We start from the raw sequence: 18,138 nt of genomic DNA, 5'->3' as shown, positions 1-18,138 counted from the left end.
TCGTCCTTGGTTAGTTCCGCACCGCTCAGTTACGGACCGGTTTACCGGTCTGCATCATGCCCATGATCCGCTCTTGCGTCTTCGGGTTGTTCAGCAGTTCGATGAAGGCTTTACGTTCCATGTCGAGCAGCCACTGCTCGGACACAACGCTACCCTGGTCGACGTCGCCGCCGGTCACGATCTCGGCGATCATGTCGCCGAGCTTGTAGTCGTGCGCGGAGATGAAGCCGCCGTCACGCATGTTGACCAGCTGGCCACGGATCGTCGCCCAGCCGTAACGGCCGGTGACGGTCACCGGGCGCTGCAAAGGTGCGCGGTAGCCGGCGTCGAACATCGCGCGCGCCTGCACCTTCGCCACGTGCAGCAGCTCGTAGGTGTTGAAGACGATGATGTCGTCTTCCTTCAGGTAGCCCATGGCCTTCGCTTCGAGCGCTGACTTCGACACCTGCGCGGTGGCCGCGTTGGTGAAACCGGTCTTCAGGAATTGCAGGATGTCGTTGCCCTGGGCTTGCGTGAAGGCGCGCACAGCCGCTTCCTTCAGGCCGCCGCCGGCCGGCACCAGGCCGACGCCCACTTCGACCAGGCCGATATACGACTCGATCGACGCCACACGCTTCGATGCGTGCAGGGCCATCTCGCAGCCGCCGCCCAGCGCCAGGCCGGCAACCGCGGCGACGACCGGGACGTTCGAGTACTTCATCTGCATGAAGCAGTCTTGCAGTTCCTTGACGATCGGGTCCATTGCTTTCGCGCCGCCGGCCATGAAGGCTGGCAGTGCCGATTGCAGGTCGGCGCCGGCCGAGAAGGCGCCGCCTTCGGTGGCGTCGGTATTCCAGATCACCAGGCCCTTGAAGTTCTTTTCGGCTTCCGCCAGGCCGCGCTTCAGGCCCTGGATCACGCCATCGCCGATCACGTGCATCTTGGTTTTCAGGGAGATGACCAGCACCTCGTCGCCCGAGTGCCACAGGCGCACCGAGTCGTCCTCGAATACGGTGGTACCGGCCGTCTTGGCGTCGACGCCGCCAGCGCCCAGCACCGGTGCGCGGAAGGCCTGGCGCTCGTAGACAGCCAGGGTCGAACGCGGAACATAGCTGTTCGAGGAAGCCGAATACGAACCTTCGGCAGTGTGCACGCCCTTCTCGGCGACTTGTCCCTCGAAGACCCAGCTTGGGAGCGGGGTGTTCGTCAGCGCCTTGCCGGCGTCGATGTCTTCCTTGACCCACTGCGCGATCTGCGTCCAGCCCGCGGCTTGCCAGGTCTCGAACGGGCCGACGCTCCAGCCGAAGCCCCAGCGCATCGCGAAGTCGATGTCGCGCGCGTTGTCGGCGATGGTGCCCAAGTGGACGGCGATGTAGTGGAAGGCATCGCGGTAGATCGCCCACAGGAACTGTGCCTGCGGGTTGGTCGATTCGCGCAGCGCCTTGAACTTCTTGACCGGGTCCTTTTCTTTCAGGATGCGCGCGACGATGTCGGCAGTCTTGGCGCCGCCGGCAACGTATTCGCCGGTGGCGAAATCGAGGCGCTGGATGTCCTTGCCGACCTTTTTATAAAAGCCGCCGCCGGTCTTCTGGCCCAGGGCGCCCTTCTCGATCAGTTTCGCCAGCACCTCAGGCGTCTTGTACAGGCTGAAGAACGGGTCGTCCTGCAGGGTGTCCTGCATGGTCTTGATGACGTGGCCCATCGTGTCCAGGCCGACGACGTCGGCGGTACGGAAGGTACCCGACTTGGCACGGCCAAGTTTTGCGCCGGTCAGGTCGTCGACCACGTCCACCGACAGGCCGAATTTTTCGGCTTCGTGGATCGTGGCCAGCATGCCGAAGATGCCGACGCGGTTGGCGATGAAGTTCGGCGTGTCTTTCGCGCGCACGACGCCCTTGCCCAGCACGGAGGTCAGGAAGGTCTCGAGCTGGTCGAGAATTTCAGGACGGGTGCCCGCGGTCGGGATCAGCTCGACCAGGTGCATGTAGCGTGGCGGGTTGAAGAAGTGCACGCCGCAGAAGCGCGCCTTCAGTTCATCATCAAAACCTTCGGCCAGCTTGTTGATCGACAGGCCCGAGGTGTTCGAGGCGAAGATGGCATTTGGCGCGATGTGCGGCGCGACCTTGGCGTACAGGTCGTGCTTCCAGTCCATGCGCTCGGCGATCGCCTCGATGATCAGGTCGCACCCAAGCAGCACGTCGAGGTTGTCTTCGTAGTTGGCCACTTCGATCAGGGACGCGTCATCCTTGTTGCCCAGCGGGGCCGGCGACAGCTTTTTCAGGTTCTCGATGGCGCGCAGGACGATCCCGTTCTTTGGTCCTTCCTTGGCCGGCAAATCGAACAGCACGACAGGCACCTTGGCGTTGACGCAGTGCGCAGCGATCTGCGCGCCCATCACGCCCGCGCCCAGCACGGCGACTTTCTTGACGGTGAAATTGGTCATGGTTTTATCCTTGGGTTCTTAGAACAGGTCGGCGTCGAGCGCCATCAGGTTGCTTGATCCCGAACGCGCCTGGCGGATCAGCATCGCGGTTTCCGGGTACAGGCGGGCAAAGTAGAAGCGTGCGGTCGCCAGCTTGGACTCGTAGAACTTGTCGTCCGAATCCTTCTTGGCCAGCGCGATCTTCGCCATCTGCGCGAAGAAGTAGCTGAATACCAAGTGGCCGACAACGCGCAGGTAAGGCACGGCAGCGGCGCCGACTTCGTCCTGGTTGGTAAAGGCCTTCATGCCGATTTCCATGGTCAGCTTGCCGACCTTTTCGCCCAGCTCGCCCAGCGGGGTCACGAACTCGGACATCGACTCGTCCAGGCCGTTTTCTTCGACGAAGGCTTTGATTTTTTCGCCGAACGCGCGCAGCTTGGCGCCGTTGTCCATCAGGATCTTGCGGCCCAGCAGGTCCAGCGACTGGATCGTGTTGGTGCCTTCGTAGATCATGTTGATGCGCGCGTCACGCACGTACTGCTCCATGCCCCACTCGCTGATGTAGCCGTGGCCGCCGTAGACCTGCATCGCTTCCGAGGTCGCGATCCAGCCGTTGTCGGTGATGAAGGCTTTCACGATTGGGGTCAACAGCGTGATCTCGCCCAGCGCTTCCTTGCGCACTTCTTCGTCCGGGTGGTTCAGTTCGCGGTCGATCTGCAGCGCGACATACGAGCAGACGGCGCGCGCGCCTTCGGCATAGGCTTTCGCCGTCAACAGCATGCGCCGCACGTCCGGGTGCACGATGATCGGATCGGCTGGCTTGTCCGGTGCCTTCACGCCCGACAGGCTGCGCATCTGGATGCGGTCTTTTGCATAGACCAGCGCGTTCTGGTATGCCACTTCGGTAAGACCCAGCGACTGCATGCCCACGCCGAGGCGGGCGGCGTTCATGAACACGAACATCGCGTTCAGGCCTTTATGGGGCTGGCCGATCAGGGTGGCGACGGCGCCGTCCAGGTTCATCTGGCAGGTGGCGTTACCGTGGATGCCCATCTTTTCTTCGATGGCGCCGCAGAAGATCGGGTTGCGTTCGCCGAGCGAGCCATCTGCATTCGGCAGGAACTTCGGCACCAGGAACAGCGAGATGCCTTTCGAGCCTTCCGGTGCGTCCGGCAGGCGCGCCAGCACCAGGTGGATGATGTTCTCGGCCACGTCGTGCTCGCCGGCCGAGATGAAGATCTTCGAGCCGGTGATTTTGTAGGTGCCGTCGCCCTGTGGCTCGGCCTTCGAGCGCAGCAGGCCCAGGTCGGTGCCGCAATGCGCTTCGGTCAGGCACATGGTGCCGGTCCACTCGCCCGAGACCAGCTTCGGCAGGTACTGGGACTTCTGCTCGTCGCTGCCGTGTTCCTTCAGGCACTCGTAGGCGCCGTGCGACAGGCCCGGGTACATGGTCCAGGCCTGGTTGGCCGAGTTCAGCATTTCGTAGAACGAATTGTTCAGCGAGACAGGCAGGCCTTGGCCGCCGAATTCCGGATCGCAGCCCAGCGCCGGCCAGCCGCCAGCGACATACTGTTTATACGCTTCCTTGAAACCCTTCGGCGTGGTCACGGTCTTGGTGGCGGCGTCGTAATGGCAGCCTTCGCGGTCGCCGGAGTGGTTCAGCGGGAACAGCACTTCCTGCGTGAATTTCGCGCCTTCTTCCAACACCTGGTTGATGATGTCGGCGTCGATTTCCTGGTAGGCCGGCAGGTTCTTGAACTCTTCGGTGACGTTGAGGAACTCGTGCAGCACAAACTGCATATCCCGGATTGGCGCGACGTACTGACCCATGGTTTTCTCCTGAAGAAGGTGAGAGGTATTTTTAAGAGCAGGCTGTGGTGCCGGCTTAATTGCTTTGAACGGGATTGCGGTAATTCTCGATCAGCCGCGCGAAGCCGCGGTTGGCGCGTTCGAGCGCGCCAGGGGAGCGCAGGAATCGTGCGTCGTGGTGCAGGGCCAAAATCAGCCCGTACATCTCGTAGACCAGCTGGTCCGGGTCGGTACCGGGCTGCAGCGCGCCGCTATCGACACTCTGCTGCACGGCACGCAGCAGCGCGCCTTGCCAGGCACGCACCATCGACACCAGCGATTCGCGGATCGGGCCTGGCCGGTCATCGTACTCCACCGCGCCGCTGATATAGATACAGCCCGACGCGATTTCGACCGATACCCGCTTTACCCAGCGCGCGAACATCGATTCCAGACGCGGCAAGCCGCGTGGCTCCTTCACGCTGGGAAAGAACACTTCCTGCTCGAAACGGTGGTGGTACAGCTTCAGCACTTCCATCTGCAAGTCTTCGCGCGAACCGAAGTGGGCAAACACGCCCGACTTGCTCATGTTCATGCGATCCGCAAGCAAGCCGATGGTCAGGCCTTCGAGGCCGTTACGGCTGGCCAGCTCGAGCGCAACGTCGAGAATTGCCGCCCGGGTTTGCTCGCCCTTGCGCATGAATTTTGCTGAAGTGTTGATATGTTTCCCCTGCGTGAATCGAAAAATCCGAACGAGCGTACTATTATCTATCGGCAGTCGAATGTCAAACGGGAACTTAGAGGTGGGGTTCTATTGTGGGACAGGTGATGGCGCGGCGATGCGCCGGCTGGTTGAACCGAACGACAACGTCGCTCGCATGGGCCTAGGGTGGTCGGCTCGACCCGGCAACATGCATCCCCGCGCCGTTTGCGCCGCCCACGCGTTCAACCGGTGCCGGCACAGCCGCGACCTGACACTGCCCTAGCCAGCCGCCTTCGAAATCGCCCGCCGATCCCGCTTGGTCGGCCGACCCTTGATCGTACTGCCCGGCTCCGGAAACAAGCGCCGCGCCTCCGAATCGTTCTCGCGCTTTGCAACGCTCTCCTGGGTCTCGCTGTAGAGCGCACGCGCAATCGGCGCCGCGCCACGCTTGTCCGCAATACCGAGCACCACGACTTCCCAGCGGTCCGAGCCGTTGTCGATGGCAATCTTGTCGTTCACTTTTACGGCGCGCGCCGGTTTCACCGGCTCGCCGCCAATACGAACGCGCCCGCGCTCGACTGCGTCGGCCGCCATCGAACGGGTTTTAAAGAAACGCGCAGCCCACAGCCACTTGTCGATCCGCACACTACCGTTGTCGTTCTCCATACCCTGCCCTTCCTTATGCATAGCCAATCGCGAAGATTCGCATGGTCAGTTTATATAGAAGGTAAGCCATTTCATAGCGCATGCGGCGCACCCAACCGATGCCTTCGAAATCCTCCATGCGCACGTCTTCGCCATCGGCAATACCGCGTTCGATGTGGGCGCGCACGGCGCGGGCAAACTCAGTGTTGCGCACGACAATATTCGCTTCCTGGTTCAGGAACAGCGACAGGCCGTCGCAATTGCTCGACCCCACGGTCGCCCAGTCGTCGTCGACCACGGCGATCTTCGCGTGCAGCTGGGTCTTGCGGTATTCGACGACCTTGATCCCGTCGGCCAGCAGCTTTGGATAGAAGGAACGCGCCACTGCGTCCTGCATGCGAAATTCCCCGACACCGATCAAGAGCGTCACGTCGACGCCGCGCCGTGCAGCACGCGCCAGCGCTTCGCGGAACTTGCGGCCCGGAGCAAAATACGGATTGGCCAGCAGCACGCTGTGCCTGGCCTGGCCGATCGCCTGCAGGTAGGCGCGCTGGATGGTTCTTCGGTTGCGCAGGTTGTCGCGCACGACAAAGGCCGCGCGCATCGGCCGCGCGCCTTCGGTCGGCGGCGTGCGCCGCGTCTCGCGGTACAGCCCGATGCGGCTGAACAGGTCGAGGCGCCCGGCGCGCATCCATTGGGCCCGCGCCTCGAAGTGGATCTGCGCCACGAGCGGTCCGCGAACGCACACCGCGAAATCCCAGCGCGGCGCCGGCAACGGCAAGTAGGGCTCGTAATCATGCCGCATGTCATCGTTGATATTGATGCCGCCGACAAAGGCGACTTCCGCGTCGACGACCGTGATCTTGCGGTGCGTGCGGGCAATGCCACGCTTGAACCAGGGATTGAAGACGCGGTAGTGCACCCCCGCCTCGGCAAACGCCTGGGCACGGCGGCAGCAGGTACGGTGGCCGGTGCCGAACCAGTCGACCAGCACCCGCACCTTCACACCGCGCCGGGCGGCACCGATCAGGGCCGCCTCGATACTGCGGGCGACCTCGTCCTCGGCAAAGATATAGGTTTCAAACAGGACCTCGTGCCGGGCAGCATCGATGGCCTCGATCATCGCCGGGAACAGCTCTTGCCCGGTTTCCAGCAAGGTGATGTCGTTGTTCGCTACGTAAGTAACGTTGCGCATCGCATCAGGCCAGCTGTAATTCGGCGACGATGGGCGCGTGGTCGGACAGCTTGGCCCAGATTGGACCGGCCATCACCTGGGCGTTGTCGATCTTGAAACCGCGCACATAGATGCGGTCGAGGCGGAACCACGGCAGCGCGGCCGGGAAGGTACGTGCGGGCGCCAGGCGCGGCTGGCGGCCAGCCCAGCCACGCACCATGTCGCCCAGGGCCGATTTTGGCCCGAGTTCATCAAATACCTCGGTCACGCCGAGCGCATTGCGCAGGCGGTCGCTGAGGGTATTTCGCCAGTCGTTGAAGTCGCCGGCAATGATCACCGGCTCGCCATGCGGCGCGGACTTGTTGACCGCCTCGATCAGCTGCTCGGCCTGCCGGCCGCGCCCGCCTTCGAACAAGCCCAGGTGCACGACATAGCAGTGGATATTGCCGGCAGGCGTTTCCAGCACACAGTGCAAGATGCCGCGCTGCTCGTAGGCATGATCAGAAACGTCGTGGTTATGGCTATTTTCGATGGGAAAACAGCTGAGCAGCGCGTTGCCGTGGTGGCCATGGTCGTACACCGCATTCATGCCATAGGCGGAATGGGAGTGGTGCGACTCGCCGGCGAAATACTCGTACTGGGTCGTTTCCGGCCAGATGCGGGTTTCATGCTTGTGCTGACCATAGCGTGCGTGATGGCGGTCATGCCGTCCCTGAACTTCTTGCAGGAAAACGATATCAGCGTGGAATTCGGCAATCGCCTTCTTCAGCGCGAGCACCCGGGGGGTACTGCGTAATGAGGTGACACCCTTGTGGATATTATAAGTTGCGACACGAATCTTCATGGGAACATTCTAACCCCATCAGTCCGTGTTCATTTTTTTATCAGCTTGCCAATCGTGCGGCACGGGGCGCAGCCTCTGGGAGCCGTTACCCCGCGTGCAGCTTATTCGAACGCAGGAGCCGCTTCCCACTGCGCACGCAATGTACCATTGCGGGGCGAGGCCATATTTTCCGCTTCGGATAAGGGAACGGAGACCAGACGCGGGCCGGCCAGGCGCAGTCCGCAGAGCAGATCGATATAAAAGCAATCATCATCGACGCTGACTGCTTTCACTTTTTCCCCGTGCTTCAGTTCGAATTGTTCCATGTGTTTTTTCTCCCAGAATCCATTGGTTGGACGTGTTGCAGTTGGTGGACTCGCTTTCGCGAACTGCTGAAGATAGGCGACAGGTTTCCGATTGTCAAACGCAGTTTCTATTGTGCGCTACCTAACATATCGAATTTCCTTTAGTAATTTTCCCGTGTGGAACTTGTTTATAGTTTCCACAGAGAATGTTGCCGTATATAATTTGTTTAGGCTGTCGGGGTATTTGTATCAATTTGTATGCACGTTAGACGAGGTTTCCTGAAAGTCCAACGAACTTTCACTGGGTCATTAACCACTCTTGGTGGCGAAACCTTTGTTTGCATACTTGATGGAAATCATTTGTACGCCTTTAGGAGAAAGTTTTGTAGGAAAAAAGGAAGTTGAACGTTGTATCTACGCTTACAAAGAAAAATTCCTTGACACTTCATTAATTCAAATTCAGGGCTTGGAAAGCCTGGTTGAGTGGCGCAGAGGTCGAAAAGGCGCCCCGGGTTTGACCCGGTTTTATTCAAAATACGCCCTGAGTACCCTCGCGCGCTACACGTTGCGCATCTGCGCCTGCGTCACATTACTGCCCGGTTCCACGCTTTGCGTGAGCCACACATTGCCGCCGATGGTCGAACCGGCCCCCACCGTGATGCGCCCGAGAATGGTGGCGCCTGCGTAGATGACAACGTCGTCCTCGACGATCGGATGACGGGGTGCACCTTTTACGAGTGCCCCGCTCTCGTCTGTCGGGAAGCGCCGTGCGCCGAGCGTGACGGCCTGGTACAGGCGCACATGGCGGCCGATGATGGCCGTTTCTCCGATCACGACGCCGGTGCCATGGTCGATGAAGAAGCTGGGGCCGATCTGCGCGGCCGGGTGGATGTCGATGCCGGTCAGCGTATGGGCGATATCGGCGGCCAGGCGTGCCAGGAAAGGCGCGCCGAGGCGGTGCAGGCAGTGCGCCAGCCGGTGGTAGAGCACGGCGATGGTGCCGGGATAGCACAGCATGATCTCGGCCACCGAACTGGCGGCCGGGTCGCCCGCCAGCGCCGCCTGCACGTCCGACACCAGCAAGCCGCGAATCTCGGGCAGGCTGGCGGCGAACTTGCGCGTGACGGCGCGCGCCCGTTCGCCCAAGTCAAGCTCGGCGATGTTTTCGAGCTCGGGATTGAAACGCAGCGCACGCCGCACCTGTTCGACCAGCCGGTCGAGCGCAACGTTCAAGGTATCGCCGACGAAATAATCGATGCTCTCGTCGTTCAGGTCCGGACGGCCGTAGTGCGTCGGGAACAGCGCTGCACAGACGCCTTCGATCACCTGGCGCAGCACTTCGCGCGAAGGCAGCTCGCGAACGCGACCCTGGTGGCGGATGTTGTGGGTCGATTCGCGCGAGGTGCGCAGCGCGTCGATGATGGGGCCGAGGTGCCAGTGGCTGGAGCCGGCCTGCTCCGTGAGATCGTTGTTCATTTGATCAGCCTAACCGAAGGTGGGACGAAAGCGAACGATTTAAATCACACTTCTTTATGTCAGAACAATGCCTCGACTCCTTCTTGAGTGTAAGCAATTTCCTTGACGCAAATCTAAGGCGCGCAGACAGTGGGCAAGACTGGGGTCAGCTGGCCCCAGCTATGTCGCATGGCGCGGCAGCTGCAAGACCGCTTCCGCATTCGACGATGAAAAACACCGGTCCGCCGCTTCCAGCAGCGGCAGCCAGGCGTACTGCACATGCTCGCGCGGGCTGAGGGTAATCGGAATATCGCGTGGCACGCACACTGAAAAGACGTGTTCGGTATTGTGCGTGACACCGGGCGCATAGCGGTGGCGCCAGGTTGGATAGATCTCGTAGATATTCGACAGGCCCCAATCGTGCAAGCGAATTTCTACACCGTCGGCCACGATCCCCGTTTCCTCGAACAGTTCACGGGCAGCAGTCGCCAGCAGCGGCTCATCGGGCGCATCAAGCGAACCGGTCACCGATTGCCAGAAACCCGGCCGGTCGGCGCGCTCGATCAGCAGCACATCCATCTCAAGCGTGTGAATAACGACGAGGACCGACTCAGGAATCTTGTGCACGCTAGGCTTCTCCGTGGAGCAAACAAAAAGGGGCCGGAGCGCTCAATGACAACGCGCTCCGGCCCCTATTCTACCCAGCCATCCGTCTGAGCGTACTTAGCCGACTTTCGGCTCGTTACGCAGACGAATATGCAGCTCTTTCAATTGCTTCTCGTCCACTTCCGACGGTGCATTGGTCAGCAGACACTGCGCGCGCTGGGTCTTCGGGAAGGCGATCACGTCGCGGATCGATTCCGAACCGGTCATCAGCGTCACCAGGCGGTCCAGGCCGAAGGCCAGGCCACCGTGCGGCGGCGCGCCGTATTGCAGGGCGTCGAGCAGGAAGCCGAATTTCAGCTGCGCTTCTTCGGCGTCGATCTTCAGCGCGCGGAACACTTTACTTTGCACTTCTTCGCGGTGGATACGGATCGAACCGCCGCCCATTTCCCAGCCGTTCAAGACCATGTCGTAGGCCTTGGCGATGCAGGCGCCCGGATTGGTTTCCAGCATGTCTTCATGGCCGTCTTTCGGGGCCGTGAACGGATGGTGGGTCGCGGTCCAGCGGTCCGCTTCTTCGTCGTGCTCAAACATCGGGAAGTCGATGACCCACAGCGGCGCCCAGGTGTCGTCGAACAGGCCGGCCTTCTTGCCGAATTCCGAGTGGCCGATTTTCACGCGCAGTGCGCCGATGGCGTCGTTGACGACCTTCGCCTTGTCGGCGCCGAAGAAGATCAGGTCGCCATCCTGCGCGCCCGTCAGCTCCAGGATCTGGGCCAGGACTTCGTCCGAGAGGTTCTTCACGATCGGCGACTGCAGGCCGTCACGGCCCTTGGCCTTCTCGTTGACCTTGATGTAGGCCAGGCCCTTGGCGCCATAGATCGCGACGAACTGGGTGTAGGCGTCGATTTCCGAACGCGGCATCGAGCCGCCCTGCGGCACGCGCAGGCCGACCACACGGCCGCCGGTCATGTTGGCGGCGCTGTTGAAGACCTTGAATTCGACCGACTTCATCAGCTCGGTCAGTTCGGTGAACTCGAGTTTCACGCGCATGTCTGGCTTGTCCGAACCGTACATGCCCATCGCGGTAGCAAAATCCATCACCGGGAACGGGTTCGGCAAGTCGATGCCGGCGGCGTTCTTAAACACGACACGCATCATGTCCTCGAACAGGTCGCGGATTTCCTGTTCGGTCAGGAACGAGGTTTCGCAGTCGATCTGCGTGAATTCCGGCTGGCGGTCGGCGCGCAGGTCTTCGTCGCGGAAGCACTTGGTGATCTGGTAGTAACGGTCGAAGTTGGCGACCATCAGCAGCTGCTTGAACAACTGCGGCGACTGCGGCAGCGCGAAGAAGTTGCCCGGGTTGACGCGCGACGGCACCAGGTAGTCGCGGGCGCCTTCCGGGGTCGACTTGGTCAGCATCGGGGTTTCGATGTCGATGAAGCCCAGGTTGTCGAGGTACTTGCGCACTTCCATCGACACCTTGTAGCGCAGGCGCAGGTTGCGCTGCATCTGGCCGCGCCGCAGGTCGAGCACGCGGTGCGTCAGGCGCGTCGTTTCCGACAGGTTGTCGTCGTCCAGCTGGAACGGCACCGGCACCGACGCGTTCAGCACTTCGACGGCGCTGGCGTTGATTTCGATCTTGCCCGACTTCAGGTTGGCGTTGACCGTGCCTTCGAGGCGGTTGGTCACGGTGCCGGTGATGCGCAGGCAGTACTCGTTACGCACGTGCTCGGCGGCCTTGAACACATCCGCATTGTCCGGATGGCAGACGACCTGCACCAGGCCTTCACGGTCGCGCAGGTCGATGAAGATGACCCCGCCGTGATCGCGGCGGCGGTGTACCCAGCCGCACAGGCTGACGGTTTGGCCCAGCAGTTCTTCGGTGACGAGGCCGCAGTAGTGAGTACGCATGGAGGACATATTTTTCTCTATTCCAGGTTGGTTTCGGTTGCACCGCCCAGTTGCGGCGGCCTTGATGCATGCTTGTATTGTAGTCCGCTTAGGACTGGCTTTAATTCGGCGCGACGACGCCCATCGAGACGATGTACTTGAGGGCCGCGTCGACCGACATGTCCAGCTCGACGACCTTGCTGCGTTCCATCATCAGGAAAAAGCCCGAGGTCGGGTTCGGTGTCGTCGGCACGTAGACGCTGACGTATTCGCCGACCAGGTGGTTCTTCACGTCGCCGCCGGGTACGCCTGTGAGAAAAGCGATGGTGTACGAATCTGCATGCGGATAGGGAATCAGCACCGCCTGGCGGAACGCATTGCCGGACGACGAGAACAGGGTATCGGACACCTGCTTCACGCTGCCGTACAGCGAGCTGACGACCGGGATGCGTTTCAGCAGCCGTTCGCCGATGCGCACCACGTACTTGCCGACCAGGTTATTCGTCAGCAGGCCCGTGATGAAGACGATGGCGATCGTCAGGATCGCGCCGATGCCCGGGATGTCGACGCCGATCAGCCGGCGCGGCTGCCAGCGTTCAGGAACGAACAGCAGCGACTGGTCGAGCGTGCCGATGATCATGCTCAGCACCCATGCCGTGATCGCGAGGGGAACGAGGATCAGCAAGCCAGTCAGAAAATATTTGCGCATCAAGTTCTCATTGTTCTTATTGCTGCGGCCCGACAGGGCCGCAGGGAGCGCATCAGGAGGCGCTCGTGCCACTCTTGGGTGCCGGGGCCGGGGCTGCCGGCGTGCTGCTCTCGGTGGAGGCAGTTGACGCGGCCGGGGCGGCAGTGGCGGCAGTGGCGGCAGCGCCGTCAGTTGCTGCAGCATTGGCTGCCGCCGCACCGGCTGGCGGCACAACACCTTTCGCCGGTGCATTGCCACCACGGAAGTCGGTCACATACCACCCGGAACCCTTGAGCTGGAAACCGGCTGCCGTGACTTGCTTCTTGAACGCGGGTTTGCCGCAGGACAGGCAGGTCGTCAGGACAGGGTCGGAAATTTTTTGCAGTACATCTTTGGAAAAACCGCATTCATCGCAGCGGTAAGCGTAAATCGGCATTGTGATACTCCGCAAAAATCTTCAAAACCCTGAATTATAAAGGTTTTGGCGGGCTCTGACGGATTGATGGCCCGCCCCGTCTTGACGGGGGTTGCCTGCGAAACTAGCAAGGTGCTGAAGTGTTGTTTTTAATCAGCCGTCATGCGCATTTAACTTGCCGATAATCAACATACCTGCTTAAATAGCATCTTCGACTGTGCAAGCTGCCGCGGGTGAAAGCCCAGCGGGACCAAGTCAAAAGAAACAGAAGTTGGCGCGATGGCTCATCGCCGCATGGCCGTACAAGAATGCTGTAGTTAAAAGCCCGCTGCTGCGGGCTTTTTTTTCGACCGCTCCACCCGAGCGGCTAACAACGCGCGTTGTTAGCCGCGCCGACGGCGCCAAACCATCCAGCGTTCCAGTCCGGCAAACACCGGGAGTGAATCGACCACTTCCCCTTCCTCGATCAGCGCGAAGTCGGGATGCAACAAATCTTCGAGCGCCGTACGCGCGATGCCGAACGGCGGCCCTTTCGGCGCGCTGCCAAAGAAGAAGAAACCGGCCAGCAGCGCGCCGGGCGGCAGCAACTCAGCCCAACGCGCCACTACCCGTGGCCACATTGCCGGCGGCATCGCGCACAGGAAAGCCCGTTCGTAGATCAGGTCGAGGGCGTGCACCGGCTGCCAGCTGAAAAAGTCGGCTTCCAGCACACGCTGCGCCCATGGTCCCACCTGCGCACGCGCACGGCTGACGGCGGCCGGCGAAAAATCGATGGCGATTGCATCCCAGCCCGCATCAGCAAGGTAAGCCAGTTCGTAGCCATTGCCGCAGCCGGGAATCAGGACCGTGCGCGGCTTGGCGTCACGCGCCACAAATGCGTGCAGCGCCTGCGGCACGCCGCCCAGATCCCAGGGCGTGAACGCGCGATCGAAGCGTTCGTCCCAGAACGCCGGCGCAAGCGGATCGCGGCTGGCAAACTCCGGCATGTCAGAGCGTGTGGCCGTAACGCGCCAGCACGGCCGCGAAGATGATACCCGAGGCAATGCCCCCGGCCAGCCAGGCGACAAAGCCGATCAGGCGATTCGTGCGACGCTGCTCCATGACCAGCATGGTCAGCAAATCCTGGGTCGCGGCATGCGGCTGGGCCTGCTGCTCGAGCGCGCGGTGCGCCAGGCGCGGTAGTTGCGGGAAGATGTGGGCGTAGCGCGGCGCCTCGGCCTTCAGCCGTTCGACCAGCCCGCGCCAGCCGATCTGCTCGCCCATCCAGCTCTCCAGGTAGGGTTTCGCCGTCTTCCACAGATCCAGGTCGGGATCGAGCTGGCGCCCGAGTCCTTCAATGTTGAGCAAGGTTTTTTGCAGCAGCACCAGTTGCGGCTGCACCTCGACATTGAAGCGGCGCGAGGTCTGGAACAGGCGCAACAGAATCTGGCCGAACGAGATGTCTTTCAAAGGGCGATCAAAAATCGGCTCGCAGCAGGCGCGCACCGCGGACTCGAGTTCGTCGACACGGGTATTGCGCGGCGCCCAGCCCGATTCGATGTGGGCTTCGGCCACGCGCTTGTAGTCGCGCCGGAAGAAGGCCAGGAAATTCTGCGACAGGTAATCCTTGTCGAAGTCATTCAGGGTGCCGACGATGCCGAAGTCGAGCGCGATGTAGCGCCCAAACGTTTCCGGCTCGACCGAGACCAGGATGTTACCGGGGTGCATATCCGCGTGGAAGAAGCCGTCGCGGAAGACCTGGGTGAAGAAAATTTCGACGCCATCGCGGGAGAGCTTTTTCAGGTCGACGCCTTCGGCCGCCAGGCGGTCGATCTGCGAAACCGGGATGCCTTTCATCCGCTCCATCACGATCACGCTGCTGGAGCAATAGTCCCAGTACATTTCCGGGACCATCAATAAATCCGAATCGGCGAAATTGCGGCGCAGCTGGCTGGCATTCGCCGCCTCGCGCATCAGGTCGAGTTCGTCGTGCAGGTATTTGTCGAACTCCGCCACGACTTCGCGCGGTTTCAAACGCCGGCTTTCGGCCCAGACTTTTTCCAGCAGCGCGGTCGCCACGTGCATCAGCGCGACGTCTTCGTCGATCAGCTTCTTCATGCCCGGACGCAACACCTTGACCGCGACCTCCTTACCGTTTTTCAGCGTGGCGAAGTGGACCTGGGCGATCGAGGCCGAGGCCACCGGCACCGGGTCGAAGGCGGCGAACAGCTGGTCGGGATGGGCGCCGAGCGAAAGTTTAATTTGGGCAATCGCGAGATCCGAGGGAAACGGCGGCACGCGGTCTTGCAGCAGCGCCAGCTCGTCGGCGATGTCTTGCGGCATCAGGTCACGCCGGGTCGACAGCACCTGGCCGAATTTCACGAAGATGGGGCCGAGCTCCTCGAGCGCGAGGCGCAGGCGGATGGCGCGCGGCGTCGTGATCCGGCGCCAGAAAAACATGCCGTTGATGATGCGGGCGGTGCGCGGCACGCCCAGGCTGGACATTGCGATTTCATCGAGGCCGTACTTGGTTGCGACCGTGAAGATTTTAAGCAGGCGCAGGAATTTCAATATCATCAGCTATCCAGGGTGGGATCCCCGCTCGGGCGGGTTGTCGGAATAAGGGCAGTAGGCTGCGCCAATTGCGGGGCCGGCTTTTGCGCCAGGACTTGCTCGATCCGGGCGATGCGCTTGGCGGTGCGTTCGACATCGTCGCGCAGGCGCACCACGTCAGCGCCGAAGGCATCGACGTCGCTCGGCCGCGTCAACACCGGGCGTTCCTCGACCAGGAATTCGGCCAGGTTTTCGGCCAGGCGGCGCCCGCCTGCATTCACGTTGGCAAATAGTGAACGCGCACCGCCGGCAAGGCGCGTCGCGCCGATCGGCCCAAACAGGCGTTCCAGGTCGTGCTCGGGTTCCCAGCGCAGGGCTCGGCTCAATTGGGAGACCGTGTTGGCGAACTCGGCATCGCCTTCGATGCGCACATATGAAAACGCCCGCTCGCGGTTTTGCGCGATCAGCGGCAGGTCTGCCAGCTTGACGTGGATGGTGACGTGCGGCACGGACTCGGGCAACCCTGCTTCGAGCAGGCCGTCGGCGGCCACACGCAGGCGCAGCGCCAGGTGGCCGGTGTCGATGACGGCCAGCTTGCCGGCATGGCGCTGCAGCGAGGCACGCGCCCAGGCCTCGTCCGCCAGCAAGTGGTTGATCGTGGCAACGGCGGAGGTCGTCAGGGCGCGTTGCGGCGCCAGGAATGCGGGGCTTGGGAACATGAAATAGGGTCGCTAAAAAACAAAACCGCCCGTTGTGACGCGGGCGGTTTCGATCTTACCAGTTTGCCGGGCACACACCCCAGCGCACGGAAAGTTTGCAGGAAATTATTAAAGACCTGGTTACGCCAGCTGCTGGATGCCAGAGAGCACCCAACCTGTGTTGCCCGACAGCGGCTTTTCCATGTTCCAGACTTCGGCGAACGGCTCGGCCAGCGCATCCTTGGCCGGCCGGATCATGCCGTTGAACTGGACGCTGGCGAGGTAGTCGCTGGCGCTCGTTTCGATGCCGAGCAACTGGGCGTCGATCGACACGACGTCGGTGAAGTCGGCATTCGGGCCGCGTTCGGCGATCTGCATTTTCAGTTCGGCGAAGATTTCCGGCGTGGTGAATTCGCGCAGGTCGGCGACATCGCCTTTATCCCAGGCCGCTTGCATGCGGATGAAGGAGGTCTTGGCATGACGCAGGAAGGCGTCGGTATCGAAGTCGCCCGGCACGCCCCATGGGGTGTGCGCTGCCGCGGCAGGGGCCACAGGAGCGCCCTTGTTCAGCAAGCCGCCCGTGGCGGTGCCCTGGTAAGCCTGCGGCTGCTGCAGGCCGGAACCGATGTCCGGCGTGCTCCCGGCAGGCACCGGCTGATTGAAACCGCCCTTGAACTGGGCATTGGCCGGGGTGTCCTTGCGGCGGAACATGCGCACGATGAACATCACGGCCAGTGCCAGCAGGGCAATCATCAGGATGGTCGACAGCACCGACGCCATGGCGCCGCCGATACCCAGGTGCGAGAACAGAGCGCCCAGGCCCAGGCCCAGCAGCGCGCCGCCCAGCAAACCTTTCCACATGCTTGGCTTGGCGGCCTGCGCGGCACGCGCACCGGCGGCGCCGGCGGCGGCACCTGCGACGGGCGCTGCCGGCGACGGCGTTGCCGCCTGGCGGTTCATCGGTGTCATCGGGGCCGGCGCCGGTGCCGGCATCTGGCGTACCGACTGCGACTGGCGGCCGATCGAACGCTTGCCGCCCATCGGGCGCGCGAATGCTTCTGCAACCATTGCCGTGGTGCTCAATGCCAGCACCATCGTGACCAGGAATTTCTTCATTACCATGTCCCCTTAAAGTTTGATACCCGTATGCAAAGCTGCCACGCCTGCCGTCAGGTTGAAATACTGTACCCGCTCGAGACCGGCGGTTTCCATCATGTTCTTCAGCGTTTCCTGGTCCGGGTGCATGCGGATCGACTCGGCCAGGTAACGGTAGCTTTCGGCGTCGCCCGCGATGCGCTGGCCCAGCCATGGCAGCACCGAGAACGAATACACGTCGTACGGCTTTTGCAGCGGCGTCGCCACTTTCGAAAATTCCAGCACCAGCAGCTTGCCGCCAGGTTTCAGCACACGGCGCATTTCCGCCAGTGCCGCATCCTTGTGCGTCATGTTGCGCAAGCCGAAAGCGACGCTGACCCGGTCGAAATAATTGTCCGGAAACGGTAACTTTTCGGCATCACACAGCAAGGTGGGGGTTACCAGACCCTTATTCAATAGGCGGTCGCGGCCAACGCGCAGCATCGACTCGTTAATGTCGGTCAGCCAGACTTCCCCGCTCGGCCCCGCCTGCTTCGCGAAGGCTTTCGACAAGTCGCCGGTACCGCCGGCGATGTCGAGCACCTTGAAGCCCGGACGCACGCCGGCCTGGGCGATCGTGAAGGTCTTCCAGATGCGGTGCAGGCCGCCGGACATGAGGTCGTTCATGACGTCGTACTTGGCAGCGACGGAATGGAAAACCTTGGCGACCTCGTGGACCTTCTCGTCCTCGGAAACGGTCTTGTAGCCGAAATGGGTGGTGTTGGTCATAAGTTGGCGACTGATTGATCTTGTTGCATTATACAAGCGGCCCGAATCCGCGCGTCACGCGCACGGCACCGGGCGCGGCGCAGCGGTGCGGCGTCATTTTGTTGACTCTCGTATAATCAACGTCGCTTCTCGAATTTTCCTACTGGAAACTA

The 18,138-nt window shown here is 61.8% G+C and carries 17 protein-coding genes; all 17 read right to left on the bottom strand.

Annotated elements, in window-relative coordinates:
* Positions 1–25: 25 nt before the first annotated feature.
* The 17 genes from ACHAC9_RS14660 to ubiE all read right to left on the bottom strand — a co-directional run bounded on the left by ACHAC9_RS14660 (position 26) and on the right by ubiE (position 17,986).
* Positions 26–2,422, bottom strand: coding sequence for a 3-hydroxyacyl-CoA dehydrogenase/enoyl-CoA hydratase family protein (locus tag ACHAC9_RS14660; RefSeq protein ID WP_435760734.1), 2,397 nt, complete (start codon positions 2,420–2,422; stop codon positions 26–28).
* Positions 2,423–2,440: 18 nt separating this feature from the next.
* Positions 2,441–4,231: an acyl-CoA dehydrogenase C-terminal domain-containing protein gene (locus ACHAC9_RS14655; RefSeq protein ID WP_435760732.1), complete on the bottom strand. Its 1,791-nt coding sequence runs from the start codon at positions 4,229–4,231 to the stop codon at positions 2,441–2,443.
* Positions 4,232–4,286: 55 nt separating this feature from the next.
* Positions 4,287–4,889 carry a TetR/AcrR family transcriptional regulator gene (locus tag ACHAC9_RS14650; protein WP_435760731.1) on the bottom strand — a complete coding sequence of 201 codons (603 nt, stop codon included), beginning with the start codon at positions 4,887–4,889 and terminating at the stop codon, positions 4,287–4,289.
* Positions 4,890–5,171: 282 nt separating this feature from the next.
* On the bottom strand, positions 5,172–5,558 hold the full coding sequence (locus tag ACHAC9_RS14645; RefSeq protein ID WP_435760729.1) for an RNA-binding S4 domain-containing protein: 387 nt from the start codon (positions 5,556–5,558) through the stop codon (positions 5,172–5,174).
* Between the two features lie 13 nt (positions 5,559–5,571).
* Complete coding sequence (clsB, locus tag ACHAC9_RS14640) at positions 5,572–6,732, bottom strand: cardiolipin synthase ClsB (protein WP_435760727.1); 1,161 nt, start codon at positions 6,730–6,732, stop codon at positions 5,572–5,574.
* A 4-nt stretch (positions 6,733–6,736) separates the two neighbouring features.
* On the bottom strand, positions 6,737–7,555 hold the full coding sequence (locus tag ACHAC9_RS14635) for an endonuclease/exonuclease/phosphatase family protein (RefSeq protein WP_435760726.1): 819 nt from the start codon (positions 7,553–7,555) through the stop codon (positions 6,737–6,739).
* Positions 7,556–7,656: 101 nt separating this feature from the next.
* Positions 7,657–7,860 carry a hypothetical protein gene (locus ACHAC9_RS14630; protein WP_435760724.1) on the bottom strand — a complete coding sequence of 68 codons (204 nt, stop codon included), beginning with the start codon at positions 7,858–7,860 and terminating at the stop codon, positions 7,657–7,659.
* 537 nt (positions 7,861–8,397) lie between these two features.
* On the bottom strand, positions 8,398–9,315 hold the full coding sequence (epsC, locus tag ACHAC9_RS14625; RefSeq protein WP_435760723.1) for a serine O-acetyltransferase EpsC: 918 nt from the start codon (positions 9,313–9,315) through the stop codon (positions 8,398–8,400).
* Between the two features lie 159 nt (positions 9,316–9,474).
* Positions 9,475–9,921 (bottom strand): dihydroneopterin triphosphate diphosphatase, encoded by a 447-nt coding sequence (gene nudB, locus ACHAC9_RS14620; RefSeq protein WP_435760721.1) that lies wholly within the window; start codon positions 9,919–9,921, stop codon positions 9,475–9,477.
* A 96-nt stretch (positions 9,922–10,017) separates the two neighbouring features.
* The gene (gene aspS, locus ACHAC9_RS14615) at positions 10,018–11,811 is read right to left on the bottom strand and encodes an aspartate--tRNA ligase (RefSeq protein ID WP_435760719.1); all 1,794 of its coding nucleotides are present in this window, start codon (positions 11,809–11,811) and stop codon (positions 10,018–10,020) included.
* Between the two features lie 100 nt (positions 11,812–11,911).
* Positions 11,912–12,499: a DUF502 domain-containing protein gene (locus ACHAC9_RS14610; protein WP_435760717.1), complete on the bottom strand. Its 588-nt coding sequence runs from the start codon at positions 12,497–12,499 to the stop codon at positions 11,912–11,914.
* A 52-nt stretch (positions 12,500–12,551) separates the two neighbouring features.
* The gene (locus tag ACHAC9_RS14605) at positions 12,552–12,914 is read right to left on the bottom strand and encodes an FmdB family zinc ribbon protein (protein ID WP_435760715.1); all 363 of its coding nucleotides are present in this window, start codon (positions 12,912–12,914) and stop codon (positions 12,552–12,554) included.
* A 362-nt stretch (positions 12,915–13,276) separates the two neighbouring features.
* On the bottom strand, positions 13,277–13,879 hold the full coding sequence (locus ACHAC9_RS14600) for a methyltransferase domain-containing protein (RefSeq protein ID WP_435760714.1): 603 nt from the start codon (positions 13,877–13,879) through the stop codon (positions 13,277–13,279).
* A gap of 1 nt (position 13,880) precedes the next feature.
* Positions 13,881–15,449 (bottom strand): ubiquinone biosynthesis regulatory protein kinase UbiB, encoded by a 1,569-nt coding sequence (ubiB, locus tag ACHAC9_RS14595; protein ID WP_435760713.1) that lies wholly within the window; start codon positions 15,447–15,449, stop codon positions 13,881–13,883.
* Entirely contained in the window at positions 15,449–16,144 is a 696-nt protein-coding gene (locus ACHAC9_RS14590) for a ubiquinone biosynthesis accessory factor UbiJ (protein ID WP_435760712.1), read from the bottom strand. Before ACHAC9_RS14590 ends, ubiB begins: the two co-directional genes overlap by 1 nt.
* A 120-nt stretch (positions 16,145–16,264) precedes the next feature.
* Positions 16,265–17,245 carry a Tim44 domain-containing protein gene (locus ACHAC9_RS14585; protein ID WP_435760711.1) on the bottom strand — a complete coding sequence of 327 codons (981 nt, stop codon included), beginning with the start codon at positions 17,243–17,245 and terminating at the stop codon, positions 16,265–16,267.
* Positions 17,246–17,251: 6 nt separating this feature from the next.
* Positions 17,252–17,986 carry a bifunctional demethylmenaquinone methyltransferase/2-methoxy-6-polyprenyl-1,4-benzoquinol methylase UbiE gene (ubiE, locus tag ACHAC9_RS14580; RefSeq protein ID WP_435760710.1) on the bottom strand — a complete coding sequence of 245 codons (735 nt, stop codon included), beginning with the start codon at positions 17,984–17,986 and terminating at the stop codon, positions 17,252–17,254.
* Between the last annotated feature and the right edge of the window lie 152 nt (positions 17,987–18,138).

It is taken from the genome of Massilia sp. CMS3.1 (genome assembly GCF_051262535.1).
In the GTDB taxonomy this organism is placed as follows: Bacteria; Pseudomonadota; Gammaproteobacteria; order Burkholderiales; family Burkholderiaceae_D; genus Telluria.
Note: the sequence above shows the minus strand (reverse complement) of the source record. Positions and strands in the feature narration are given on the sequence as shown.

What these genes read in the sequence shown, in the direction of transcription:
- epsC (WP_435760723.1), bottom strand. Translation starts at nt 9,315, where the DNA reads ATGAACAACGATCTCACGGAGCAGGCCGGCTCCAGCCACTGGCACCTC.
- aspS (WP_435760719.1), bottom strand. Translation starts at nt 11,811, where the DNA reads ATGCGTACTCACTACTGCGGCCTCGTCACCGAAGAACTGCTGGGCCAA.
- ACHAC9_RS14605 (WP_435760715.1), bottom strand. Translation starts at nt 12,914, where the DNA reads ATGCCGATTTACGCTTACCGCTGCGATGAATGCGGTTTTTCCAAAGAT.
- ACHAC9_RS14660 (WP_435760734.1), bottom strand. Translation starts at nt 2,422, where the DNA reads ATGACCAATTTCACCGTCAAGAAAGTCGCCGTGCTGGGCGCGGGCGTG.
- ubiB (WP_435760713.1), bottom strand. Translation starts at nt 15,449, where the DNA reads ATGATATTGAAATTCCTGCGCCTGCTTAAAATCTTCACGGTCGCAACC.
- ACHAC9_RS14630 (WP_435760724.1), bottom strand. Translation starts at nt 7,860, where the DNA reads ATGGAACAATTCGAACTGAAGCACGGGGAAAAAGTGAAAGCAGTCAGC.
- clsB (WP_435760727.1), bottom strand. Translation starts at nt 6,732, where the DNA reads ATGCGCAACGTTACTTACGTAGCGAACAACGACATCACCTTGCTGGAA.
- ACHAC9_RS14600 (WP_435760714.1), bottom strand. Translation starts at nt 13,879, where the DNA reads ATGCCGGAGTTTGCCAGCCGCGATCCGCTTGCGCCGGCGTTCTGGGAC.
- ACHAC9_RS14635 (WP_435760726.1), bottom strand. Translation starts at nt 7,555, where the DNA reads ATGAAGATTCGTGTCGCAACTTATAATATCCACAAGGGTGTCACCTCA.
- ACHAC9_RS14650 (WP_435760731.1), bottom strand. Translation starts at nt 4,889, where the DNA reads ATGCGCAAGGGCGAGCAAACCCGGGCGGCAATTCTCGACGTTGCGCTC.
- ubiE (WP_435760710.1), bottom strand. Translation starts at nt 17,986, where the DNA reads ATGACCAACACCACCCATTTCGGCTACAAGACCGTTTCCGAGGACGAG.
- ACHAC9_RS14610 (WP_435760717.1), bottom strand. Translation starts at nt 12,499, where the DNA reads ATGCGCAAATATTTTCTGACTGGCTTGCTGATCCTCGTTCCCCTCGCG.
- ACHAC9_RS14585 (WP_435760711.1), bottom strand. Translation starts at nt 17,245, where the DNA reads ATGGTAATGAAGAAATTCCTGGTCACGATGGTGCTGGCATTGAGCACC.
- ACHAC9_RS14590 (WP_435760712.1), bottom strand. Translation starts at nt 16,144, where the DNA reads ATGTTCCCAAGCCCCGCATTCCTGGCGCCGCAACGCGCCCTGACGACC.
- ACHAC9_RS14655 (WP_435760732.1), bottom strand. Translation starts at nt 4,231, where the DNA reads ATGGGTCAGTACGTCGCGCCAATCCGGGATATGCAGTTTGTGCTGCAC.
- ACHAC9_RS14645 (WP_435760729.1), bottom strand. Translation starts at nt 5,558, where the DNA reads ATGGAGAACGACAACGGTAGTGTGCGGATCGACAAGTGGCTGTGGGCT.